The sequence below is a fragment of the Enterobacter sp. EC_64 genome, from assembly GCF_019584165.1.
In the GTDB taxonomy this organism is placed as follows: Bacteria; Pseudomonadota; Gammaproteobacteria; order Enterobacterales; family Enterobacteriaceae; genus Enterobacter; species Enterobacter roggenkampii.
This window is the reverse complement of sequence record NZ_VDAS01000001.1, coordinates 26,213-50,192: the sequence shown is the minus strand read 5'-3', so window position 1 is coordinate 50,192 and position 23,980 is coordinate 26,213. Positions and strand designations below refer to the sequence as shown.

The 23,980-nt window shown below is 57.2% G+C and carries 19 protein-coding genes; 13 read left to right on the top strand and 6 right to left on the bottom strand.

Annotated features, from left to right (window positions below; translation table 11 throughout):
- Positions 1 to 29: 29 nt before the first annotated feature.
- A complete protein-coding gene (locus FHC52_RS00220; protein WP_008499646.1) occupies positions 30 to 425 on the top strand; it encodes a DUF423 domain-containing protein in 396 nt (131 codons plus the stop codon).
- On the top strand, positions 418 to 1,518 hold the full coding sequence (gene rlmM / locus FHC52_RS00215) for a 23S rRNA (cytidine(2498)-2'-O)-methyltransferase RlmM (protein ID WP_220419847.1): 1,101 nt from the start codon (positions 418 to 420) through the stop codon (positions 1,516 to 1,518). The genes FHC52_RS00220 and rlmM overlap by 8 nt, the downstream gene beginning before the upstream one ends.
- A 63-nt stretch (positions 1,519 to 1,581) precedes the next feature.
- Here rlmM and xni read toward each other — a convergent pair whose 3' ends face one another.
- The 5 genes from xni to queF all read right to left on the bottom strand — a co-directional run bounded on the left by xni (position 1,582) and on the right by queF (position 8,017).
- A complete protein-coding gene (gene xni, locus FHC52_RS00210; RefSeq protein WP_021241892.1) occupies positions 1,582 to 2,337 on the bottom strand; it encodes a flap endonuclease Xni in 756 nt (251 codons plus the stop codon).
- 112 nt (positions 2,338 to 2,449) lie between these two features.
- Positions 2,450 to 3,817 (bottom strand): L-serine ammonia-lyase II, encoded by a 1,368-nt coding sequence (gene sdaB / locus FHC52_RS00205; protein WP_023294463.1) that lies wholly within the window; start codon positions 3,815 to 3,817, stop codon positions 2,450 to 2,452.
- A gap of 65 nt (positions 3,818 to 3,882) precedes the next feature.
- Positions 3,883 to 5,178 carry an HAAAP family serine/threonine permease gene (locus tag FHC52_RS00200; protein ID WP_008499642.1) on the bottom strand — a complete coding sequence of 432 codons (1,296 nt, stop codon included), beginning with the start codon at positions 5,176 to 5,178 and terminating at the stop codon, positions 3,883 to 3,885.
- A gap of 515 nt (positions 5,179 to 5,693) precedes the next feature.
- Positions 5,694 to 7,058 (bottom strand): nucleotide 5'-monophosphate nucleosidase PpnN, encoded by a 1,365-nt coding sequence (ppnN, locus tag FHC52_RS00195; protein ID WP_126288470.1) that lies wholly within the window; start codon positions 7,056 to 7,058, stop codon positions 5,694 to 5,696.
- 116 nt (positions 7,059 to 7,174) lie between these two features.
- Entirely contained in the window at positions 7,175 to 8,017 is an 843-nt protein-coding gene (gene queF / locus FHC52_RS00190) for an NADPH-dependent 7-cyano-7-deazaguanine reductase QueF (protein ID WP_021241894.1), read from the bottom strand.
- 69 nt (positions 8,018 to 8,086) lie between these two features.
- Between queF and syd the strand changes: the two genes are divergently transcribed.
- The 8 genes from syd (at position 8,087) to FHC52_RS00150 (ending at position 16,441) form a co-directional block, all read left to right on the top strand.
- Positions 8,087 to 8,632, top strand: a complete 546-nt coding sequence (syd, locus tag FHC52_RS00185) for a SecY-interacting protein (RefSeq protein WP_008499639.1) — start codon at positions 8,087 to 8,089, stop codon at positions 8,630 to 8,632.
- A gap of 632 nt (positions 8,633 to 9,264) precedes the next feature.
- On the top strand, positions 9,265 to 9,594 hold the full coding sequence (locus FHC52_RS00180; protein WP_023309024.1) for a YqcC family protein: 330 nt from the start codon (positions 9,265 to 9,267) through the stop codon (positions 9,592 to 9,594).
- A complete protein-coding gene (gene truC, locus FHC52_RS00175; RefSeq protein WP_045908468.1) occupies positions 9,591 to 10,367 on the top strand; it encodes a tRNA pseudouridine(65) synthase TruC in 777 nt (258 codons plus the stop codon). The genes FHC52_RS00180 and truC overlap by 4 nt, the downstream gene beginning before the upstream one ends.
- Positions 10,368 to 10,391: 24 nt before the next feature.
- Positions 10,392 to 10,841, top strand: a complete 450-nt coding sequence (locus FHC52_RS00170; protein ID WP_008499636.1) for a flavodoxin — start codon at positions 10,392 to 10,394, stop codon at positions 10,839 to 10,841.
- A gap of 334 nt (positions 10,842 to 11,175) precedes the next feature.
- Positions 11,176 to 12,531 (top strand): galactarate/glucarate/glycerate transporter GudP, encoded by a 1,356-nt coding sequence (gudP, locus tag FHC52_RS00165; RefSeq protein ID WP_008499635.1) that lies wholly within the window; start codon positions 11,176 to 11,178, stop codon positions 12,529 to 12,531.
- On the top strand, positions 12,531 to 13,871 hold the full coding sequence (locus FHC52_RS00160; protein ID WP_126288472.1) for an enolase C-terminal domain-like protein: 1,341 nt from the start codon (positions 12,531 to 12,533) through the stop codon (positions 13,869 to 13,871). Before gudP ends, FHC52_RS00160 begins: the two co-directional genes overlap by 1 nt.
- A 15-nt stretch (positions 13,872 to 13,886) precedes the next feature.
- The gene (gene gudD / locus FHC52_RS00155; protein WP_220419846.1) at positions 13,887 to 15,224 is read left to right on the top strand and encodes a glucarate dehydratase; all 1,338 of its coding nucleotides are present in this window, start codon (positions 13,887 to 13,889) and stop codon (positions 15,222 to 15,224) included.
- Positions 15,225 to 15,301: 77 nt separating this feature from the next.
- Positions 15,302 to 16,441, top strand: a complete 1,140-nt coding sequence (locus FHC52_RS00150; RefSeq protein WP_220419845.1) for a glycerate kinase — start codon at positions 15,302 to 15,304, stop codon at positions 16,439 to 16,441.
- A gap of 89 nt (positions 16,442 to 16,530) precedes the next feature.
- Here FHC52_RS00150 and barA read toward each other — a convergent pair whose 3' ends face one another.
- A complete protein-coding gene (gene barA / locus FHC52_RS00145) occupies positions 16,531 to 19,290 on the bottom strand; it encodes a two-component sensor histidine kinase BarA (RefSeq protein ID WP_220419844.1) in 2,760 nt (919 codons plus the stop codon).
- A gap of 57 nt (positions 19,291 to 19,347) precedes the next feature.
- On the opposite strand from barA, the gene rlmD reads away from it, so the two are divergent.
- The 3 genes from rlmD (at position 19,348) to mazG (ending at position 23,787) form a co-directional block, all read left to right on the top strand.
- A complete protein-coding gene (gene rlmD, locus FHC52_RS00140; protein ID WP_126288478.1) occupies positions 19,348 to 20,646 on the top strand; it encodes a 23S rRNA (uracil(1939)-C(5))-methyltransferase RlmD in 1,299 nt (432 codons plus the stop codon).
- A gap of 51 nt (positions 20,647 to 20,697) precedes the next feature.
- A complete protein-coding gene (gene relA, locus FHC52_RS00135) occupies positions 20,698 to 22,929 on the top strand; it encodes a GTP diphosphokinase (RefSeq protein ID WP_008499628.1) in 2,232 nt (743 codons plus the stop codon).
- Between the two features lie 66 nt (positions 22,930 to 22,995).
- Positions 22,996 to 23,787: a nucleoside triphosphate pyrophosphohydrolase gene (gene mazG / locus FHC52_RS00130; protein ID WP_220419843.1), complete on the top strand. Its 792-nt coding sequence runs from the start codon at positions 22,996 to 22,998 to the stop codon at positions 23,785 to 23,787.
- Positions 23,788 to 23,980: the final 193 nt, after the last annotated feature.

The window sequence follows — 23,980 nt, the reverse complement described above, 5'->3', positions numbered from 1 at the left end:
CCGGGCACGCATCATTTCAGGACTTAAACATGACCAGCCGATTCATGCTGATTTTTGCCGCGGTGAGTGGCTTTATTTTTGTTGCACTGGGCGCCTTTGGCGCACATGTCTTAAGCAAGTCGTTGGGCGCTGTAGAGATGGGCTGGATCCAGACCGGCCTTGAATATCAGGCGTTCCATACGCTGGCAATCTTTGGGCTGGCGGTGGCGATGCAGCGCCGTATCAGCATCTGGTTTTACTGGAGCAGCGTCTTTCTGGCGCTGGGTACGGTGCTTTTCAGCGGCAGCCTTTACTGTCTGGCACTTTCGCATTTACGCCTGTGGGCGTTTGTTACACCTGTCGGTGGCGTCAGCTTCCTGGCGGGTTGGGTATTAATGTTTATCGGAGCTATCCGTCTGAAACGCAAGGGCGTTGTTCATGAATAAGGTTGTTTTATATTGTCGCCCGGGGTTTGAGAAAGAGTGCGCCGCGGAAATTACCGATAAAGCGGCGAAGCGCGAAATCTTCGGCTTCGCCCGCGCAAAAGAAAACGCGGGCTATGTGGTATTCGAATGCTATCAGCCTGAAGATGCGGATAAGCTGGCGCGCGAGCTGCCGTTCAGCTCGCTGATTTTTGCGCGCCAGATGTTTGTCGCGGGTGAGCTGCTCAAAGACCTTCCCCCGGAAGACCGCATCACGCCAATCGTGGGCATGCTGCAGGGCGTGGTGGAGAAGGGCGGCGATCTGCGCGTTGAAGTGGCGGATACCAACGAAAGTAAAGAGCTGATGAAGTTCTGCCGTAAGTTCACCGTTCCGCTGCGCGCGGCGCTGCGTGATGCGGGCGTGCTGACGAACTACGAAACGCCGAAGCGTCCGGTGGTGCATATCTTCTTTATTGCACCGGGCTGCTGCTATACGGGCTACTCGTACACCACTAACAACTCTCCTTTCTTTATGGGCATCCCGCGTTTGCGCTTCCCGGCCGATGCGCCAAGCCGTTCTACGCTGAAGCTGGAAGAGGCGTTCCACGTCTTTATCCCGGCGGATGAGTGGGATGAGCGTCTGGCAAACGGCATGTACGCTGTCGATCTCGGCGCGTGCCCGGGCGGCTGGACCTATCAGCTGGTGAAACGCAACATGTGGGTATCGTCCGTTGATAACGGCCCAATGGCGCAAAGCCTGATGGACACCGGACAGGTCACCTGGCTGCGTGAAGACGGTTTCCGCTATCGCCCGAACCGCAACAACATCTCATGGATGGTGTGCGACATGGTTGAGAAACCGGCGAAAGTGGCCGCGCTGATGGCCTCCTGGCTGGTGAACGGCTGGTGTCGCGAGACCATTTTCAACCTCAAGCTGCCGATGAAAAAGCGCTATGAGGAGGTGTCGCAGAACTTGGCCTACATTCAGGAGCAACTGGACGAACACGGGATTAACGTGGAGATCCAGGCGCGTCAGCTGTATCACGACCGCGAAGAGGTGACGGTGCATATTCGTCGCTGGTGGGCGGCCGTAGGCGGGCGTCGCGACGAGCGATAGCACGTACTTTGTTTTGCCCGGTGGCGCTGCGCTTACCGGGCCTACAAAAACCCTGTAGTCGTTTTAACGTTCTAAGCGCAATTGCTGTAAATTCCCGTCCAGCTGTAAATCCGTCTGTAGCGTTGCGATTTCCCGGCAGATAAACGCCATCTCTTTATGCGCCTCCAGCTTCTTGCGCCATTTTTCGGGCACCTCGTCCAGACGGGCGTAAATGCCCTCCAGACTCTGAAAATCGGTCAGCAACTGCGCGGCGCTCTTCGGCCCAATACCGGCCACGCCCGGAACTTTAGAGCTGCTGATGCCTGCCAGGCCCCAGTAATCCGGCAATTGCTCAGGCGATACGCCAAACTCGCTGGCAATGAACGGCGCGTCCAGCCAGCGTTTTTGAAAATAGTCGCGAATGCGAATAGTCGGGGAGAGCAGCTGGCAGTAGCCTTTATCCGTTGAAACGATCGTGGCCTGATGCCCGGCACTCGCCACCTTTACGGCCAGGGTGGCCGCGAGATCGTCGGCTTCATTTCCCTGTGCGCCCCAGCAGGGGACGCCCCGCTGTTCAAATGCGGCGCGCAGCATGGGTAATTCGGCGTGAAGATCGTCCGGCATCGGTGCGCGTCCGGCTTTGTAGTCGGGCAGACGCTGGTGCCGCCAGCCCGTGTTGCGGGCTTCGTCATCAAAAACCGCGACCGCGTGGGTGGGCTCGCTGTGGCGGATAAGCTGTTCCAGCGCGTGCAGGCAGGTGTCTTTACAGGGCGTCCCCTGTACCGCATGGATACGGCGAATCAGGTTAAGTGCATCGACGATAAGTAAATGAACGGCCACAGATAATCTCCCTTCTATCTCATGCAAGAAGGGTAACACTGTCAGCAGCGTGAAACTATGAATGGTGGGGAAATCAGGAAGAAGCCTCGCAAAACGAGGCTTCCTGAGAGGCTTAATCGCAGGTCACGATCTTCATCGCCAGGCCGCCGCGAGAGGTTTCGCGGTATTTGGCGTTCATATCTTTACCCGTTTCGTACATGGTTTCGATAACCTTATCGAGACAGACGCGCGGTTCGCTGGTGCGGCGCAGCGCCATACGCGCCGCGTTTACCGCCTTCACGGAGGCAATCGCGTTACGCTCGATGCACGGAACCTGTACCTGTCCGGCAACCGGATCGCAGGTCAGCCCCAGGTTGTGTTCCATGCCGATTTCCGCAGCGATGCACACCTGCGCCGGGCTTGCGCCTAACAGCTCCGCCAGACCTGCCGCCGCCATGGAGCACGCCACGCCGACTTCACCCTGACAGCCCACTTCCGCACCGGAAATGGAGGCGTTCATCTTATACAGCGAACCAATCGCACTGGCCACCAGCAGGTAGCGTGCCAGCGAGTTCGCGTTCACTTCACGGATAAACTTGTCGTAGTACGCCAGTACGGCCGGAACGATGCCGCAGGCACCGTTGGTTGGCGCGGTGACCACACGGCCCCCTGCGGCGTTTTCTTCGTTTACCGCCAGGGCGAACATGTTGATCCAGTCCACCACGGCCATTGGGTCCGTAGTCGTTTTGTCGGTGCTTACCAGCATACGGCGCAGCGCTGCCGCACGACGCGGTACGCGAAGCTTGCCCGGCAGAACGCCTTCGGTGGTGATCCCGCGCTCAATACCGCCGCGCATCACTTCCCAGACGTTAGCGAAGTGCTGTTCCAGCTCCTCTTTGCTGTGCAGCGCCAGCTCGTTTTTCATCATCAGACCGGAGAGGGAAAGTCCCGTCTCCTGGCAGTGGCGCTGGAGGTCTGCCGCCGTTTTGTACGGATACGGCACCTCGACAGAAGAGGTACTGGTTTGACCAAAGTGGTCTTCGTCGACGATAAAACCGCCGCCGATAGAGTAGTAAGTCTGGCTGTATACCGCTTTGTCGCCGGCCAGCGCGGTAATGCGCATGCCGTTTTCGTGTAGCGACAGGTTGTCCGCATGGAAATTCATGCAGTGGTCAACCGGGAATTCAACCTCATGCTCGCCGTTCGCCAGCAGCAGGCGCCCGTGGGTGTTCACGTCCTGGATAAAGCCAGGGATCGCATCAATATCAACGGTGTCCGGCAGGTTTCCCGCCAGGCCCATGATAATGGCGATATCGGTGTGGTGGCCTTTCCCGGTCAGGGAAAGTGAGCCGTATACATCGACAACCACGCGGGTGATGTCGTGCAGGATGCCGCGTGCAATCAAGTCATCCGTGAACTGCTTACCGGCTTTCATCGGTCCGACGGTGTGAGAGCTGGAAGGACCAATACCGATTTTGAAGATATCGAATACGCTAATCATGATGCGTCCATTGCTTTCAGTCAGAGAGGAGGGTGTGCGCCGTCCGGGGACGGCGCGGGTGAGAATCAGAACATGGTGTACAGGGAGTAGAAGATCGCAGAGATAGCGATAAGCCCCATGATAACCACAAAGACGTTGCTGACATGACCGCTGTACTTACGCATAGCCGGGACTTTCTGAATCGCGTACATCGGCATCAGGAACAGAATCATCGCGATGACCGGGCCGCCCAAGGTTTCAATCATGCCCAGGATGCTTGGGTTCAGCGTCGCTACCGCCCAGGTGGTGAGCAGCATGAACAGTGCAGTGATTTTGTTCAGCTTGTTGATTTCAATGCTCTTGCCTTTACCGCGCAGAGATTTGATCACCATACCGTTGAAGCCTTCACGTGCGCCCAGGTAGTGGCCCAGGAAGGATTTGGTGATGGCGATCATCGCGATGATCGGTGCCATCCACGCAATCAGCGGTGCGTTAAAGTGGTTCGCCAGGTAAGACAGAATTGAGATGTTCTGCTCTTTCGCTGCCGCCAGGTCCGCCGGGGAGAGGCTCAGTACGCAGCTGAAGACGAAGAACATAACGGTCAGCACCATCATGATGTGAGCGCGTGCCAGGATGCTGGAGCACTTCTTCTCTGCGCCATTACCGTACTCTTCACGTTTCGCCACGGCGAAAGAGGAGATGATTGGGGAGTGGTTGAAGGAGAAGACCATTACCGGGATCGCCAGCCACAGGGTCATCAGCAGGCCGTTACCGGTTGCAGACGCGCTGCTCAGGGACAGGGTTTCCAGCGCTGCGCCGTTCCACTGTGGGATCAGGTAGCAGGCCAGCAGCATCAGTGCGGCCACAAACGGGAACACCAGCACGCTCATCGCTTTCACAATCATCTGCTCACCGAAGCGCACGATGGTCATCATGCCGACAATCAGGATCAGAGACAGGATGGCACGCGGTGGCGGCGTCATGTGCAGCTGGTGCAGCATGAAGCTTTCAACGGTGTTGGTGATCGCCACGCTGTAAACCAGCAGGATAGGGTAAATCGCGAAGAAGTAGAGTAGGGTAATCAGTTTACCTGCGCCCACGCCGAAATGCTCTTCAACCACTTCAGTGATGTCTTCGCCCGGGTTTTTACCGGACAGCACGAAGCGGGTCAGACCGCGGTGTGCAAAGAAGGTCATCGGGAAAGCAATGATAGCCATAATGATCAGCGGAATCAGACCACCGACGCCTGCGTTGATAGGAAGGAACAGTACACCAGCGCCGATTGCCGTGCCGTAAAGGCCAAGCATCCACATGGTATCCGTTTTGCGCCAACCACTTCGGGATTCAATCGAAGCAACGGTGCTGGTTTGAGTGGTTTCCATCTGTATCTCCTGGAGGAAGCAAATTGTCAGGTTTTTAGTCAAATCCGATGAAAAAGTGCCTGACGGTAATATGAAATTCGTTCAGTGACGGTTTTTTAATAATTTTCGCCCGTAACTATTGGCGGGCGGAAAGATACATTCTCGTTATGAATCTATCAGTGATCGCGATCCCAAATGCAATAATCCACTTATGATGTGGGCATCTTTAGACCATTTATCTGTTAAAAAAACATCAAAGAGAATTTACGCGCGCGAAGGCTACCACCAACGACATGTGCGCTGAAAGACTGGCCCTTGATATAGGTGTCTTTCGCTGTAAAGAAATGGGTTTTTAGTATTTTCTGGCAGGTAATTTGGATTAAGGCTGATAATTTACGGTTGAAAAATACAGGTAATCGTTTGCGTTTGTGGCGATTTTGTAAAAGATATAAGTGATGCCTATGAATTACATCAGGAATAAAAAAAGCCGGAACGCGCGACAGGGCGACCCGGCTTTGATGAGATGCCGCTAAGCGTTATGTGCAGATTTCGTAGCAAGGAATATAGGCGGAGCCCGGCAGCTTCATGCGGTGCTGGGCGACAAAGCCCTGCAGCATGTCATCCATGCGGCGCATCATCTCCGGATCGCCGTGGATCTTGTACGGACCGTACTGCTCAATGGCGCGTATACCGACCTCTTTGACGTTGCCCGCCACAATCCCGGAGAAGGCGCGACGCAGATCGGCGGCCAGGACTTCCACCGGCTGATCCGGGTAAAGTTTCAGGTTCGCCATGTTCTCGTGTGAAGGCTCGAACGGAATCTGCAGATCCGGTGCAATGCGGATTGACCAGTTAAAGCTGTAGGCATCCCCGGTATCGCGACGGTTCTCCTTCACCAGCGGCATCGCTTTTTTCATCTGGCGCGCCACTTCCGCAGCATCGTCGATGATGATGCGATAGTGACGACGCGCGGCTTCACCCAGCGTGTGTACGATAAACTCGTCCAGCACGCGGAAGTAGTCGGCGCTCTCTTTTGGCCCGGTCAGGATCAGCGGCAGGACCTGATCTTTGTTGGCCGGGTTAATCAGAATACCCAGCAGATAGAGCAGCTCTTCCGCTGTCCCCACGCCGCCCGGGAAGATGATGATGCCGTGGGCGATACGGACAAACGCTTCAAGACGTTTCTCGATATCCGGCATGATAATCAGCTCGTTAACCAGCGGGTTAGGTGGCTCTGCGGCGATGATGGACGGCTCGGTCATGCCGATAAACCGTCCCTCTTTGTAGCGCTGCTGCGCGTGACCCACTGCGGCACCTTTCATTGGCGCTTCCATCGCACCCGGACCACAGCCGGTACAGATATTCAGCTCGCGCAGGCCAAGCTGGGTGCCCACCCGACGTGCATAAAGGTATTCGGTTTCGTTAATGGAGTGACCGCCCCAGCAGACAACCATGTTCGGCGCTTCACCCACGTGCAGGGCACGGGCGTTGCGCAAAATGGAGAACACCAGGTTGGTGATATGGACCGAACTTTCCAGGTCGAGATGCTGGAAGCGGCCTGCGTTGTGGATCTGCCCGTTAACAAACAGGATGTCACGCAGCACCGCAAACAGGTTAGCCTGAAGTGAACGGATGATGCGTCCGTCGACGAATGCCTCTTCCGGCGGGTTGATGACTTCAAGCTTCACGCCGCGCTCGCGGCGCAGCACGTTGATATCAAAGCTTTCGAAGCGGGACAGCAGTTCTTTACTGTTATCTGTCAGGCTTCCGGAGTTCAGAACGGCAAGTGAACAGTTACGAAACAGTTGATAAAGATCGCTGCTGGCCGTGCGTTTAAGCATGTCCACTTCCAGCTGCGACAACATATCCATTGAGCCAAGCGGGCTAATATGTGTAATCAAGTGAGCTCCTTACGGGACGATTATCGTCTTTCCCTGTTGATTACAATAGCCCTGCCGCGTGACGTTTCACAACCTAAAGCGCGGAAGATACCGCGCATATTGTGAAAATATTTATATTACTGACGCACCAGCCGGCCCGTCGCCGGTACAAAATCGGTATTGGTGCGCCACGGGTTGATGTCCAGGCCGCCGCGGCGGGTGTAGCGCGCGTAAACGCTCAATTTTTCTGGCTGGCAGAAGCGTTGGATATCGCTAAAGATGCGCTCCACGCACTGCTCGTGGAATTCATTGTGATGGCGGAACGACACCAGATAGCGCAGCAGCTTTTCCCGGTCGATTTTTGGCCCGCGATACTGGATCTGCACCGAGCCCCAGTCCGGCTGGTGGGTAATCAGGCAGTTGGATTTCAGCAGATGGCTCACCAGCGTCTCTTCAACCACCTTGCCGCTCGCCGCGTTTTCGAGGTAATCGGCGCTGAATTCATAATTCTCCACCTCGATATCCTGATCGTCGATGCAGGTCCCGTTGAAGTGGGCGACTGGCTGGCCTTCCAGCTCGTGCAGGCGATACAGTGAAACGCTCACCTTTCCCTGCGCGCAGGCGCTTAAATCACGTTCCAGGGTGTGCTGAACGTCGTCCCAGCTGTTGAATTTGGTCTGGTTAAAACTGTTGAGATAGAGCTTAAAGCTTTTGGACTCGACGAGATTCACGCTGGCATAGTCCAGCTCAACGTGTCCCACTGCCACCTGCGGCAGGCCGCGCGCGTTGAGCCACGAGAGTTCGTACAGCGTCCAGATATCGCCACCCACGAACGGCAGCGCGTCCGCGTGCAGTCCCAGAGGATCGCGGTTCAGGCTACGCGGCACGCCCTGCAGCAGGCTTGCATCGTAGGTATCGCGGTAATCGGTCGATTTACCCAGCGTTAAGCCGGTTAACGCCTGATGATTTTCGTAAGACATGTTTCATAGCCACTTTACAGGTACACTTATGGCCTGAGTTTATCCTGTCTGACAAGAAGAGAGAAATCGGTGGACATCGAAACTGCAAATGCCCTCACTACCTTCACGACCCGCTACTGCGACGCATGGCATGAAAAGCAGGGCACGTGGCCGCAAAGTGCTGATTTATATGGCGTCCCTTCGCCGTGCATTATCTCTTCGCTTGAGGATTACGTGATCTGGCAGCCGAAGCCGAATAACGGTGAGCAGAATGTAAATGCGGTTGAACGGGCAATGGACATTGTGGTACAACCAGCGGTTCATGCGTTTTATGCCACGCAGTTTGCAGGGGATATGCCCGCGCGCTTTGCGGACATGACGCTGACGCTGTTGCAGACCTGGAGCGAAGACGATCTGCAGCGTGTTCAGGAAAACCTGATTGGTCATCTGGTCACGCAAAAACGCCTTAAGCTTTCTCCGACGCTCTTTATTGCCACGCTGGACAGCGAGCTGGACGTTATCTCCGTCTGTAACCTGTCAGGCGAAGTGATTAAAGAGACTATCGGTACCCGCAATCGCGAGACTCTCGCCCCTTCTCTTGCGGATTTCCTCACCCGACTTGAGCCCCTTCTGTAATCCATGCTGCTACAGCGCGTGTGAGAGATCTCTTACAAGGTTTGTGAGAGATCGCTGGAACATTCAGTATTACCTCATTAAATTCAGATTAATATCACTCTATTTTTCAACGAATTAGTTGTTCCTCCTATTATTTTTAGGGAGTCCCCGCGTCTTACAACGCTGGCTGAGTGGGTTGTAAGACGAAGCGGAATAGCGGATTCTATCTCCGTCGACAGGAAGCCGACACGAGAAACGAACATCAGGATGATGGCGTTTCTCACACAGGACTCGTCAGGATGGCGCAGCAGGAAGGCTTCTGGATGAAGCGAAGTGGATAACGCAGGATGCGTAAGGGACACCTCCAGGAAGGAGAACGAGAGCCGGTCAGGATGGTCGGTGGGTCAGGAAGGCCAGGACGTTTCAGGATGAAACAAACACGTCAGGAAGATGTGTGCAGGATGCGAAAGGTAGACGGATGACCAGGCCTTCGGGCTTCAGGAAAAGTTGTCACGGATGAGCAGGGAGCACGAATTGTAGCTGGAATGCTGCGGAACGAACCGGGAGCACTGTTTTTACAGTGCTCCCTTTTTTTATTTCTGCCTTTCGCAATGCTATGCTGCGCGCCGTTCACATTTTCAGTTGAGGTTACTATGACGCAACACGATAGCGTTCGTGCTCAGTTGCACGCCATCGAAGCCCTTTTGCGCCAACATCAGCTGTGGCAGGAGACCGCGCCGCAGCCAGAAGCGTTCGCCAGCACCCAGCCCTTTTGCCTGGATACGCTGGCCCCTTTCGAGTGGCTGCAGTGGGTGTTAATTCCGCGTATGCACGCTCTGCTTGAGGGGGGGCATCCCTTACCGCAGGCGTTTGCTGTCTCTCCCTATTATGAAATGGCGCTCGAAGCGACGCACCCTGCGCGCGACGTCATGCTGGTCGAACTGGAAAAGCTGGATGCCCTGTTTGCCGGTGAAGATGCATGACGCTTGAGATCCTCTATCAGGACGAGTGGCTGGTGGCGGTGAATAAACCGTCAGGCTGGCTGGTGCACCGCAGCTGGCTGGATCGTGACGAGAAAGTGGTGGTGATGCAGACCGTGCGCGACCAGATTGGTCAGCATGTGTTTACCGCCCATCGCCTCGACAGGCCGACCTCCGGCGTGCTGCTGATGGGGCTTTCCAGCGAAGCTGGCCGTCTGCTGGCGCAGCAGTTCGAACAGCACCAGATCCAGAAGCGCTACCACGCGGTCGTGCGTGGCTGGCTGACCGAGTCTGCCACCCTGGACTACCCGCTGGTGGAGGAACTGGACAAAATCGCCGATAAATTTGCCCGGGATGACAAAGGCCCGCAGCCCGCCGTGACGGATTATCGCGGCATGGCGACGACGGAAATGCCGGTGGCCACCAGCAAATTTCCGACCACACGCTACAGCCTGGTCGAGCTTCTGCCCAAAACCGGGCGTAAGCACCAGCTGCGACGCCATCTTGCGCATCTGCGCCACCCGATTATTGGCGACAGCAAACACGGTGATTTGCGCCAGAACCGCAGCGCGGCCGAACACTTTGGCTGCCATCGTCTGATGTTACACGCAAGCGAGCTCAGCCTGACGCACCCGTTTACCGGCGAGCCGCTGACTATCCGCGCGGGGCTGGACGACGTCTGGATGCAGGCGCTGTCACAGTTTGGCTGGCTGGGACAACTCCCCGAAAATGAAAGGGTTGAGTTTGTATCGGGCAACGTTCAGGATGAAGAGTAAGCGTATTCACTATGGGAAAATAGCATGGCTGAAGTAGGCATTTTTGTCGGTACAATGTACGGCAACTCGCTGCTGGTCGCGGAAGAGGCGGAGGCGATTCTGGCAAGCCAGGGTCATAAAGCCACGGTCTATGAAGATCCGGAGCTGGCGGACTGGGAAAAGTATAAAGATAAATACATTCTGGTGGTGACCTCCACCACCGGGCAGGGCGATCTGCCGGACAGCATCGTGCCGCTGTTCCAGGGCATTAAAGACCAGCTTGGCTATCAGCCAGACGTTCGCTACGGCATCATCGCCCTCGGCGACAGCGCTTACGCCAACTTCTGCGGCGGCGGCAAGCAGTTCGATGCGCTGTTGCAGGAGCAGAGCGCCCAGCGCGTCGGCGAGATGCTGCTGATTGATGCGGGTGAGCACCCGGAGCCAGAAAGCGAATCAAACCCGTGGGTGGAGAACTGGGCCTCACTTCTCAAATAACACTCTGCCCGGCGGCGCTTCGCTTGCGCGGGCCTACGGGTTTTCCAGGCCGGGTCAGGCGTAGCCGCCACCCGGCATTACACTTCGCACCAAACGCCATTTCCGTGAACCACCTTCCACTCCTCTGGGCTTATGCCCTAAACAACCTCCCTCACGCCCTTTAATACTGTGTTTTTGCACGGTGAGGTGAAGAGGCACTCCTTCATATACTTTCCCGGTCACGATAAAACGGCTTCAGGCCGTACCAAAACGACAAAAACCAATCTCATTCTGCTTACCCTACCGGTGCTGTACAGAATGAACCAGGCGAAAGCTATGTTTCAGGAGTGCAACAATGAGTTCATTAAGCCACGCAGCGAGCAGCGCTGAAAAGCGCACCAATGCACGCTACTGGATAGTGGTGATGCTGTTTATCGTCACGTCCTTTAACTATGGTGACCGCGCCACGCTGTCGATTGCCGGCTCGGAAATGGCAAAAGATATCGGCCTTGATCCCGTGGGCATGGGTTACGTTTTCTCCGCCTTCTCGTGGGCCTACGTCATCGGGCAAATTCCTGGCGGCTGGCTGCTCGACCGCTTTGGCTCGAAACGGGTCTACTTCTGGTCCATCTTCATCTGGTCTGCCTTTACCCTGCTGCAGGGCTTCGTCGATATCTTCAGCGGCTTCGGCATTATCGTCGCGCTCTTCACGCTGCGCTTCCTGGTGGGCTTAGCGGAAGCGCCTTCCTTCCCGGGCAACAGCCGCATTGTGGCGGCCTGGTTCCCGGCGCAGGAGAGGGGAACGGCGGTGGCGATTTTCAACTCCGCACAGTACTTCGCGACGGTGATCTTTGCGCCCATTATGGGCTGGCTAACCCATGAGGTGGGCTGGTCGCACGTGTTCTTCTTTATGGGCGGACTCGGGATCGTCATCAGCTTTATCTGGCTGAAAGTGATCCACGAACCCAACCTGCACCCTGGCGTAAACAAAAAAGAGCTGGAGTACATCGCTGAAGGCGGCGCGCTGATCAACATGGATCAGAAATCCTCGACGGCGAAAGTGCCGTTCAGCCAGAAATGGGCGCAGATCAGGCAGCTTGTCGGCTCGCGCATGATGATCGGGATCTATCTGGGCCAGTACTGTATCAACGCCTTGACCTACTTTTTCATCACCTGGTTCCCGGTGTACCTGGTGCAGGCACGCGGCATGTCGATTCTGAAAGCGGGGTTTGTTGCCTCGGTCCCGGCCATCTGTGGCTTCGTCGGTGGCGTGCTCGGCGGGGTGATTTCCGACTGGCTGATGCGCCGCACGGGTTCACTGAACATCGCGCGTAAAACGCCCATCGTGCTCGGCATGCTGCTCTCCATGACCATGGTGTTCTGTAACTACGTCAATGCCGAGTGGATGATTATCGGCTTTATGGCGATGGCCTTCTTCGGCAAAGGCATTGGCGCGCTGGGCTGGGCGGTGATGGCGGATACGGCCCCGAAAGAGATCAGCGGCCTGAGCGGCGGTCTGTTCAACATGTTCGGCAACATCTCCGGGATTGTGACGCCCATCGCTATCGGCTACATCGTCGGTACCACCGGCTCGTTCAACGGTGCGCTAATCTACGTGGGTGTGCATGCGCTGGTGGCGGTCCTGAGTTACCTGGTGCTGGTGGGGGATATCAAACGCGTCGAACTTAAACCTGTTGCGGAGCGTGGCTGATGACAACGCAATCGAGCCCTATCGTCACTGAGATGAAGGTCATCCCGGTGGCCGGGCAGGACAGCATGCTGCTCAATATTGGCGGCGCGCATAACGCCTGGTTTACCCGTAATATCGTCGTGCTAAAAGACAGCGCAGGGAATACCGGCGTGGGCGAGGCCCCTGGCGGAGAGGTGATTTACCAGACGCTGGTCGATGCCATTCCGCTGGTGGTGGGGCAGGAGATTGCCCGTCTGAACAAGGTGGTTCAGCGGGTGCATAAAGGCAACCAGTCGGCAGACTTTGAGACGTTCGGTAACGGTGCCTGGACGTTTGAACTGCGCGTCAATGCGGTCGCCGCCCTGGAAGCGGCTCTGCTTGATTTACTGGGTAAGGCGCTCAATGTCCCGGTCTGCGAACTGCTGGGGCCCGGCAAACAGCGCGATGCGGTCACCGTGCTGGGCTATCTGTTCTACATTGGCGATCGCAATAAAACCGATCTCCCCTATCTGGCTCGCGCCAGGGGCGAACACGACTGGTATCAGTTGCGCCACCAGGAAGCGCTCTCCAGCGACGCGGTGGTGCGGCTGGCCGAGGCGGCGCAGGATCGCTACGGCTTTAAGGATTTCAAGCTGAAGGGCGGCGTGCTGTCCGGCGAGCAGGAGATTGAAACGGCCCGGGCGCTGAAAAAGCGCTTCCCGGATGCGCGGATCACCGTCGATCCCAACGGTGCATGGCTGCTGGATGAAGCGATTAGCCTGTGCAAAGGGCTGGGGGATGTCCTGACCTATGCGGAAGATCCCTGCGGCGCGGAACAGGGCTTCTCGGGCCGCGAAGTCATGGCCGAGTTCCGTCGCGCCACCGGGCTGCCGGTGGCGACCAATATGATCGCCACCAACTGGCGCGAAATGGGTCATGCGGTGATGCTCAACGCCGTGGACATACCGCTGGCGGACCCGCACTTCTGGACGCTCTCAGGCGCGGTCCGCGTGGCGCAGCTGTGCGATGACTGGGGACTCACCTGGGGCTGTCATTCGAACAATCACTTTGATATTTCGCTGGCGATGTTTACCCACGTTGGCGCCGCTGCGCCGGGTAACCCGACCGCCATCGACACGCACTGGATTTGGCAGGAAGGCGAAGCCCGCCTGACGAAAAATCCGCTGGAAATCATCAATGGCAAGATTGCCGTACCGGATGCGCCGGGCCTGGGCGTGGAGCTGGACTGGGATCGGATCCATAAAGCCCATGAGGCGTATAAAAAATTGCCGGGCGGCGCGCGTAACGATGCGGGCCCGATGCAGTACCTTATTCCCGGCTGGACATTTGACCGTAAGCGCCCTGTTTTCGGACGTCACTGATAAAAGGATTACACGATGAGTACTTTTACGACCCCTGTCGTCACTTCCATGCAAATCATTCCGGTTGCGGGCCATGACAGCATGCTGATGAATCTGAGCGGCGCGCACGCGCCGTTCTTCACGCGCAATATTGTCATTATCAAAGACAATGCCGGCCATACCGGCGTGGGTGAAATTCCGGGCGGGGAGAAGATCCGCAAAACGCTGGAGGACGCCATTCCGCTGGTGGTGGGCAAAACGCTGGGTGAGTACAAAAATGTCCTTAACACCGTGCGTAACACCTTTGCCGATCGCGATGCCGGGGGCCGGGGTCTGCAGACCTTCGATCTGCGCACCACTATCCACGTGGTGACAGGCATTGAAGCCGCGATGCTGGATCTGCTGGGCCAGCATCTGGGCGTTAACGTTGCGTCGCTGCTGGGCGAGGGGCAGCAGCGTAGCGAAGTGGAAATGCTGGGCTATCTGTTCTTTGTCGGCGACCGCAAGCTGACGCCACTGCCGTATCAGAGCCAGCCGGATGAACAATGCGACTGGTACCGGCTTCGCCACGACGAGGCAATGACCCCGGATGCGGTGGTGCGCCTGGCGGAAGCGGCATACGAAAAATATGGCTTCAACGATTTCAAACTGAAGGGCGGCGTGCTGGCCGGGGAAGAAGAGGCGGAAGCCGTCACCGCGCTGGCAAAACGTTTCCCGCAGGCGCGCGTGACGCTCGATCCGAACGGGGCCTGGTCCCTTGATGAAGCGATTGCGATCGGCAAGCAGCTGAAAGGCGTGCTGGCCTACGCGGAGGACCCGTGCGGGGCTGAGCAAGGCTTCTCTGGCCGTGAAGTGATGGCGGAATTCCGTCGCGCTACGGGGCTGCCGACCGCGACCAATATGATTGCGACCGACTGGCGTCAGTTGGGACACACCTTATCCCTCCAGTCAGTCGATATTCCGCTGGCTGACCCGCACTTCTGGACGATGCAGGGGTCGGTTCGCGTGGCGCAGATGTGCCATGAGTTTGGCCTGACCTGGGGTTCGCACTCCAACAACCACTTCGATATCTCGCTGGCGATGTTCACGCACGTCGCCGCCGCTGCGCCGGGCACGATCACTGCTATCGACACCCACTGGATCTGGCAGGAAGGTAATCAGCATCTCACTAAGCAGCCGTTTGAGATCAAAGGTGGCATGGTGCAGGTGCCTTCCACGCCGGGGCTGGGGGTTGAGCTGGATATGGATCAGGTCATGAAGGCCCATGAGCTGTATCAGAAACACGGTCTGGGCGCGCGCGACGATGCGATGGCGATGCAGTATCTCATCCCTGACTGGACATTCGACAATAAACGCCCGTGCATGGTACGATAAACGCATTGGGACCGCTCCCATGAGCGGTCTTTTACGTGGTGTATGCTTAACGTAACGACTATGCGTAAGGATGGCTTATGAAAATTGTTATCGCACCGGACTCGTATAAGGAAAGTTTGAGTGCGCTTGAGGTTGCGACAGCGATAGAACGTGGTTTTCGCGAGATCTTTCCCGAGGCGGTTTACGTGAAGCTGCCGGTCGCGGACGGTGGCGAAGGGACGGTTGAGGCGATGATCGCGGCAACGCAGGGAAGCATTGTACATGTTCCGGTGACCGGCCCGCTGGGCGAGCGCGTGGAGGGATTCTATGGCTTGTCCGGAGATAAGCAGAGCGCCTTTATTGAAATGGCGGCGGCAAGCGGCCTGGAGCGGGTTGCGCCTTCGCAGCGTAATCCGCTGAAAACCACCTCCTGGGGCACGGGCGAACTGATTCGTCACGCGCTGGATGCGGGCGTTAAGCATATTATTATTGGCATTGGCGGCAGCGCTACCAACGACGGCGGCGCAGGGATGGTGCAGGCGCTGGGGGCGAAGCTGCTGGACGACAATGAACAGCCTCTTGGGCAGGGCGGGGGCGAGCTGGGAAAACTCGCGCGTATCGACCTGAGTGGGCTGGACAAGCGTCTGGCGGAATGCCGGATTGAGGTGGCCTGCGATGTAACCAATCCGCTTACCGGGAACGATGGCGCGTCAGCGGTATTCGGCCCGCAGAAGGGGGCCACTCCCGAGATGATCGTCACCCTGGACAATGCGCTTGCGCACTATGCGAGCGTCATTGCCCGGGATCTGGATATCGACGTACTGAACCTTGCTGGCGGCGGCGCGGCAGGGGGCATGGGCGCGGCGCTCTACGCCTTTTGCGGCGCGCAGCTGCGCCAGGGCATTGAGATCGTGACCGATGCGCTACACCTGGCCGACCAGGTGGCCGATGCGGATCTGGTGATCACGGGGGAAGGCCGCATTGACAGCCAGACGATCCACGGCAAAGTCCCGGTGGGGGTGGCGAAGGTGGCAAAACGCTTTAACAAACCCGTTATTGGCATTGCAGGCAGCCTGACGGCGGACGTTGGCGTGGTACACGATCACGGCATTGATGCCGTGTTTAGCGTGATCTACACCATCTGCACGCTGGAAGACGCGCTGGAAAATGCCAGCGAGAACGTCAGGATGGCCGCAAGGAATATCGCGGCGGTGCTGAAAGTGGGGCAGGCATTTTAACTGTGATTGCCGGGTGGCGGCTTCGCCTTACCCTGCCTACGTTAGTGCACCTGTAGGCCCGGCAAGCGTAGCGCTACCGGGCTTTTACCTCAGCTCCCCAACACCTTCATCGCTTCCCGCGTCACGTTATCCATTTCATCCAGCAGCTCCAGGAACTCCGGTTCAAGCTCCGATTCCGGCGTGCCCGCACGCAGCTGCTGCTCCAGAAGCTGACAGAGGTTTTTCAGTCGCGGTACGCCGCTGTACCCGCAGCTGCCGTGCAGCTTGTGGATTGCGTCCAGCAGATCTTCCGGGTTTTCACCCACCAGCTGCTCTTCCACCTTGTTGCGAATTTCTGGCAGAAACGCGACCAGCATTTGCAGCATGTCGCGGGCCAAATCGGGTTTACCTGCCGCCTGGCGCAGCGCGAGCTGCCAGTCAAAGGTCGCGTTTTGATTGATGCTGATTTCAACCGGTTCGCTGGAAACCGTGTACGTTCCGCCAATATGACCCGGCTTGTAGCGCAACAGCAGGCTATGAAGTTTCTCTTCATCGATGGGCTTTGCCAGATAGTCATTCATCCCGGCGCTCAGCAGCTTCTCCTTCTGGCCCGCCATCGCGTGCGCGGTGACAGCAATAACCGGCGTTTGCTGCTGATGCGGCAACTGGTGGATCAGCTCGCAGGCTCGGATGCCGTCCATGCCCGGCATCTGAATATCCATCAGGATTAAATCGAACTGCATCTGCTTAGCCTGTTCAACCGCCTGCGCGCCGCTGGTGCACAGCTCCACATGCTGAACCTGGTCCTCAAGCAATGCGCCAATGAGCTTCAGGTTGGCCGGATTATCATCCACCGCCATCACGCTCATCGGCAATTTTTGCTCATCGTTAATCAGCGGAAGGGCATGCTGGCTAAGACGGCAATATTCCGTGAGCGCGGGCAGCAGGCGGGTCGCGGTGAGCGGTTTAAGCAAGCAGGCGGCGGCCCCGTCATTTTTCAACTCTTCTGCATTCAACTGCGCGTGGCAAGGCAGCGCCAGCAGCAGGTAGTCGGTCATCGACGCGGCTTTCGCCAGCCGCTCCTGCTGCATGGTCAGCTCGCCGGTGAAGGTGACCGGGATCCCCATCAGCAGGATGTCATAATGCTCAACGGCCAGAGCGGAGAAGGTTGGGCTGTAGACCACCTCCAGCGGCGTGGTGCTTAAGATGTCGAGCGCACACTGCGCCGCCGCAGCGTTAGGTTCAACGTAGGCCAGACGCTTGCCTTTCAGGCAGTCCGTCACCGGGCCATCGGTCAGCACGTTCGGATTGAGGTCCAGATTAATGTGGAACCAGAAAGTTGAACCGCGATTTGGCTGGCTGTGGAAAGAGATATCGCCGCCCATCTCGTTAACCAGACGCTGGGTGATCACCAGCCCCAGACCGGTGCCGCCATGACGGCGGGAGATACTGGCATCCGCCTGACGGAATGCCTGGAACAGACGCGACTGGTCGCGCTCCGGAATGCCGATGCCGGTATCGCGGATCTGGACTTCAATCTGGACCTTATTGCTGCTGATCGAGCGTTTCTCTACCAGGACGTCGATATTACCGCTTTCGGTGAATTTAATGGCGTTCCCGACAAGGTTAGTAATGACCTGCTGCAGGCGCAGCGGATCGCCAATGACGTTATCCGGCACATCGTTTTTAATATTAAGCGTCAGCTCAAGGCCTTTGTCGTGCGACGAGTGCGCGAGCAGCGTCACCACTTCATCGAGCGTGCTGCGCAGCGGGAAGGGAATACTCTCGAGGATCAGCTTGCCCGCTTCCAGCTTGGAGAAGTCCAGCACGTCGTTGATGATCGCCAGCAGGTTGTTGGCCGAGCGTTCAATGGTGTGCAGGTGATCGCGCTGAGTAGGATTCAGCTCGCTTTTCAGGGTCAGACGGGTAAAGCCGATCACGCCATTGAGCGGCGTGCGCAGCTCGTGCGACATATTGGCAAGGAATTCCGATTTGATACGCGCCGCTTCCTGAGCGCGCTTTTTCGCCAGATCCAGCTCAACGTTCTGGATCTCCATCTGCTCCAGCGTTTCGCGCAGGTCGGACGTCGCCTGGTCAACGTTGTGCTGCATCTCTTCGTGATAGGCCGCCAGCGACATCGCCATCGAGTTGATGCCGTTTTTCAGCATATCCAGCTCACCCAGCATAAACCCTTCCACACGGCTGTCGAGCTGTCCCCGGCGGATGCGGTCAACCGTGTTAACCATGTTGCGGATGGGACCCGTCACGTCGCGCATCAGGCGCCAGCCGAAGATCAGCGCAATGCCGATGCAGAACAGCATCATCACGCCGGAAATGAAGATCTCTTTGTACTGCTGTAGCCGGACCGACTTGAGATCCAGCTCCAGCGCCACATATCCCAGCATATTATTGCTGGATTTGGCATCGGACTGCGCAGACTCATCGGGGGAATAGCTTTCCGACACGATCGGCGTGCGCAGGATCATGATATCGCCGCGCCGCAATACGGTGAGGTGGCGCGGGAACGGCGTACCGTCAGGGATCTTCAGTGCTGCCGGATCGAGATGAAAGTTTGAGGTCACAAACAGGCGGTTATGTTCGTCGTAAACGGAAATGGCGCGTACGATGTCCGAGTGGCGGCGGTGGAGTACGCTGATTAACTGCCCAATGGATTCGCGGTTTTGCAGGTTCATGCCGTACTCGCTGGAGACGGCAAGCGGTTCGATAATGCTGGCGCCTGCATCTTCCAGCTGTCGCTGCAAATCGTTATAGCGGTGCACCACAAAGAAGATACTCAGCAGCAAACCGATGAGAACGGTGGGGGCGAGGATCAAAATCATCATGCGCGCGCGCAGGCTGTAGTTGGTCATGGCGTTCCGTTATGGGACAATTAAGATAATTATGGTTATGTGAGAAAAATCTCGGCGATGGCGCAATTCTACTCTGCAAAGCGACGCGTGACGACGCGTCAAATCATCACTGTTGAGGCCACGGACCTCGATCCGTTTGGCCAGGGAGTGGCACGTCACAATGGTAAGGCTCTGTTTATAAAAGGTTTACTGCCAGCAGAACGAGCAGAAATTACGCTGACGGAAGATAAACGCCAGTTCGCACGCGGGCAGGTTAAGCGTCGCCTCAACGATAGCCCGGAGCGTGTGGCACCCCGATGTCCCCATTTTGGCGTGTGCGGCGGCTGCCAGCAACAGCATGCGAGCACAGAATTACAGCAAAAAAGCAAAAGCAACGCGCTGGCGCGTCTGCTTAAACATGACGTTAACGAAATTGTTGCCGATGAGCCCTGGGGCTATCGTCGTCGCGCGCGTCTGAGCCTCAGCTATCAGCCAAAAACGGAGCGGCTGGAGATGGGGTTTCGCAAGGCCGGCTCCAGCGACATCGTTGACGTGAAGCAGTGCCCCATTTTGGTGCCCCATCTTGAGGTATTGCTTCCGGAAGTGCGCATCTGCCTCTCCGGGCTGGACGGCGTACGCCATCTTGGGCACGTCGAACTGGTCATGGCAAACAATGGCCCGCTGATGGTGCTGCGCCATACCGCGCCGTTGTCGAAGAAAGATCGCGAAAAACTGGAACGCTTTTCGCATTCCCACGACCTGGCGCTTTTCCTTGCACCACAAAGCGAGATACTTGAACAGGTTACCGGTGAGGCGCCCTGGTATGCGTCAAACGGGCTACGCTTAACGTTCAGCCCGCGGGATTTCATTCAGGTGAATGATGGCGTTAACCAGCAGATGGTGGCGAAAGCGCTGGCGTGGCTGGACGTTCAGAAAAGCGACCGGGTGCTCGATCTGTTCTGCGGAATGGGCAACTTCACGCTGCCGCTGGCGCGAGAAGCGGCCAGCGTCGTCGGTGTGGAAGGCGTTGAGGCGCTGGTGGCGAAAGGGCAGGAGAACGCGCGGCAGAACGGCTTGCAAAATGTGACATTCTTTCATCAAAATCTTGAGGACGATGTCACCCAACAGCCGTGGGCAAAGCAGGGCTTTGATAAAATTTTGCTCGACCCGGCGCGTGCCGGTGCCCCGGGCGTGATGGCACATATTATTAAACTCGCGCCAAAGCGTGTGGTCTATGTTTCCTGTAACCCGGCAACGCTTGCCCGGGACAGCGAGGCACTGCTCAGCGCGGGTTACCAGATTCAGCGTCTGGCAATGCTGGACATGTTCCCGCACACTGGGCATCTGGAATCGATGGTGTTGTTCGAGCACATCTAATTTGTTTGGCTTGTCGACTTCGACAGGCCCTGGTCCCTAAAGGAGAGGACAATGGTTGCGGTAAGAAGTGCACATCTCAATAAAGCTGGGGAGTTTGACCCACAAAAATGGATCGCAAGTCTGGGAATTTCCAGCCAGCAGTCGTGTGAACGCTTAACCGAAACCTGGGCCTATTGTCTGCGCACCACGCAGGGGCATCCCGACGCCGATCTTCTCCTGTGGCGCGGCGTGGAGATGGTTGAAATCCTGTCCATGCTGAACATGGACATCGAAACGCTGCAGGCCGCGCTGCTCTTCCCCCTCGCGGATGCGGACGTGGTCAGCGAAGACGTGCTGCGCGACAGCGTCGGAAAATCCGTCGTTGCGCTGATCCACGGCGTGCGCGATATGGCAGCCATTCGTCAGCTCAAAGCCGCGCATACGGATTCCGTCTCCTCAGAGCAGGTCGATAACGTTCGCCGGATGCTGCTGGCCATGGTGGATGATTTCCGCTGCGTGGTCATCAAGCTGGCCGAGCGTATTGCCCATCTGCGAGAGGTGAAGGATGCGCCGGAAGACGAGCGCGTGCTGGCTGCCAAAGAGTGTACAAACATCTATGCGCCGCTGGCGAACCGGCTGGGGATTGGTCAGCTGAAGTGGGAGCTGGAAGATTACTGCTTCCGCTATCTGCACCCGGCGGAATACAAACGGATTGCCAAACTCCTGCACGAGCGCCGCATCGACCGCGAGCACTATATTGAGGAGTTTGTCGGCGGCCTGCGCCAGGCGATGAAAGAAGAGAACGTGCGCGCCGAAGTCTACGGTCGACCAAAGCACATCTACAGCATCTGGCGCAAAATGCAGAAGAAACACCTCGCCTTCGACGAGCTGTTTGACGTGCGCGCCGTGCGTATCGTGGCGGAGCGTCTGCAGGACTGCTACGCCGCGCTGGGGATAGTGCACACGCACTTCCGCCATCTGCCCGATGAGTTTGACGACTATGTCGCCAATCCCAAACCGAACGGCTATCAGTCAATCCATACCGTGGTGCTTGGCCCTGGCGGTAAAACGGTCGAGATTCAGATCCGCACCAAACAGATGCACGAGGACGCCGAGCTGGGCGTTGCCGCGCACTGGAAATACAAAGAAGGCACGTCCGGCGGGGCGCGTTCAGGCCACGAAGACCGCATTGCCTGGCTGCGTAAGCTGATTGCGTGGCAGGAAGAGATGGCCGATTCCGGCGAGATGCTCGACGAAGTGCGCAGCCAGGTCTTTGACGATCGCGTCTACGTCTTTACCCCGAAAGGGGACGTTGTCGACCTGCCGGCCGGCTCTACGCCGCTCGATTTTGCCTACCACATCCATAGCGATGTGGGGCACCGCTGCATCGGGGCGAAAATTGGCGGGCGTATCGTACCGTTCACCTATCAGCTGCAGATGGGCGACCAGATTGAAATCATTACCCAGAAGCAGCCGAACCCGAGCCGGGACTGGCTTAACCCGAACCTGGGGTATGTCACCACCAGCCGCGGGCGCTCGAAGATTCACGCCTGGTTCCGTAAACAGGATCGAGACAAGAATATCCTTGCCGGTCGCCAGATCCTTGACGACGAGCTGGAGCATATCGGGATCAGCCTGAAAGAGGCGGAGAAATTCCTGCTGCCGCGCTACAACTTCAACGAGCTTGATGAGCTGTTAGCGGCGATTGGCGGCGGTGATATTCGTCTGAACCAGATGGTGAACTTCCTGCAGGCGCAGTTCAATAAGCCAAGCGCGGAAGAGCAGGACGCGGCGGCGCTGAAGCAGCTGCAGCAGAAAACCTACGCGCCGCAGCAGCGCAGCAAAGACAACGGCCGCGTGGTGGTCGAAGGTGTCGGTAACCTGATGCACCACATTGCCCGCTGCTGTCAGCCAATTCCAGGCGACGATATCGTCGGCTTTATCACTCAGGGGCGCGGAATTTCGATTCATCGTTCCGACTGCGACCAGCTTGCCGAGCTGCAGTCCCATGCGCCGGAGCGCATCGTGGAAGCGGTCTGGGGGGAAAGCTATTCCGCTGGCTACTCGCTGGTGGTGCGTGTCACCGCCAACGACCGCAGCGGCCTGCTGCGCGATATCACGACCATTCTCGCCAACGAGAAGGTCAACGTGCTGGGCGTCGCCAGCCGCAGCGATACCCGCGAGCAGCTTGCCACCATCGATATGACCATCGAAATCTATAACCTGCAGGTGCTGGGCCGCGTGCTTGGCAAGCTGAACCAGGTGCCGGATGTGATTGACGCGCGTCGTCTGCACGGCGGCTAAACATCCTCTTCCGTAGGCCGGGTAAGGCAACGCCGCCACCCGGCATTTTTTCATCAGGACAGTATTATGACTCAAATCGACCGCCTGCTCGGCATCATGAAACGCCTGCGCGACCCGGAAAACGGCTGCCCGTGGAACAAAGAGCAGACTTTCGCCACCATCGCCCCGTACACCCTTGAAGAGACCTACGAGGTGCTGGACGCGATTTCCCGTGAAGATTTTGACGACCTGCGCGGCGAGCTGGGCGATCTGCTTTTCCAGGTTGTGTTCTACGCGCAGATGGCGCAGGAAGAGGGGCGCTTTAACTTTGACGATATCTGCGCTGCCATCAGCGACAAGCTTGAGCGCCGCCATCCCCATATTTTCGGTGACGCTACCGCAGGAACCAGCACCGAAGTCCTGGCCCGCTGGGAGCAGATCAAGAGCGCCGAGCGGGCAGAAAAATCCCAGCACTCCGCGCTGGACGACATTCCGCTGAGCCTGCCCGCGCTGATGCGCGCGCACAAAATCCAGAAACGCTGCTCCGCCGTGGGGTTTGACTGGACCTCACTCGGCCCGGTGCTGGATAAAGTGCACGAAGAGATTGACGAGGTGATGCACGAAGCGCAGCAGGCGGTGGTGGATGAAGCAAAGCTTGAGGAAGAGATGGGCGATCTGCTGTTTGCGACCGTCAACCTTTCTCGCCACCTGGGTGTAAAAGCGGAAACGGCGCTGCAAAAAGCCAACCTTAAGTTCGAACGCCGCTTTCGCGAAGTGGAGCGGATTGTCGCCTCGCGAGGCCTGGAAATGAGCGGTATTGACCTCGACGCGATGGAAGAAGTCTGGCAGGAAGTAAAGCGCCAGGAATCTGATCTCTAACGAAATTTTGCGATCAAGCGCAATTTGTGTGATTTTTTAAATGACAAGCGCTTGATTTGCGTCAAAAACATTTACCCAAAAGGGGCTATTTTCTCACTCCTTATGTTTGTCATGGCCTGGAATGGAGACGGAGAATGAAAGTTTGTGGCGCTCGCCGTGTTCGGGTATACTACTTTCCCGTCCTGGTTATTCC

Coding starts and splice junctions, on each gene's coding strand:
- FHC52_RS00220 (WP_008499646.1), top strand. CDS start 30: ATGACCAGCCGATTCATGCTGATTTTTGCCGCGGTGAGTGGCTTTATT.
- rlmM (WP_220419847.1), top strand. CDS start 418: ATGAATAAGGTTGTTTTATATTGTCGCCCGGGGTTTGAGAAAGAGTGC.
- sdaB (WP_023294463.1), bottom strand. CDS start 3,817: ATGATTAGCGTATTCGATATCTTCAAAATCGGTATTGGTCCTTCCAGC.
- FHC52_RS00200 (WP_008499642.1), bottom strand. CDS start 5,178: ATGGAAACCACTCAAACCAGCACCGTTGCTTCGATTGAATCCCGAAGT.
- queF (WP_021241894.1), bottom strand. CDS start 8,017: ATGTCTTACGAAAATCATCAGGCGTTAACCGGCTTAACGCTGGGTAAA.
- FHC52_RS00180 (WP_023309024.1), top strand. CDS start 9,265: ATGACGCAACACGATAGCGTTCGTGCTCAGTTGCACGCCATCGAAGCC.
- truC (WP_045908468.1), top strand. CDS start 9,591: ATGACGCTTGAGATCCTCTATCAGGACGAGTGGCTGGTGGCGGTGAAT.
- FHC52_RS00170 (WP_008499636.1), top strand. CDS start 10,392: ATGGCTGAAGTAGGCATTTTTGTCGGTACAATGTACGGCAACTCGCTG.
- gudP (WP_008499635.1), top strand. CDS start 11,176: ATGAGTTCATTAAGCCACGCAGCGAGCAGCGCTGAAAAGCGCACCAAT.
- FHC52_RS00160 (WP_126288472.1), top strand. CDS start 12,531: ATGACAACGCAATCGAGCCCTATCGTCACTGAGATGAAGGTCATCCCG.
- gudD (WP_220419846.1), top strand. CDS start 13,887: ATGAGTACTTTTACGACCCCTGTCGTCACTTCCATGCAAATCATTCCG.
- FHC52_RS00150 (WP_220419845.1), top strand. CDS start 15,302: ATGAAAATTGTTATCGCACCGGACTCGTATAAGGAAAGTTTGAGTGCG.
- barA (WP_220419844.1), bottom strand. CDS start 19,290: ATGACCAACTACAGCCTGCGCGCGCGCATGATGATTTTGATCCTCGCC.
- rlmD (WP_126288478.1), top strand. CDS start 19,348: ATGGCGCAATTCTACTCTGCAAAGCGACGCGTGACGACGCGTCAAATC.
- relA (WP_008499628.1), top strand. CDS start 20,698: ATGGTTGCGGTAAGAAGTGCACATCTCAATAAAGCTGGGGAGTTTGAC.
- mazG (WP_220419843.1), top strand. CDS start 22,996: ATGACTCAAATCGACCGCCTGCTCGGCATCATGAAACGCCTGCGCGAC.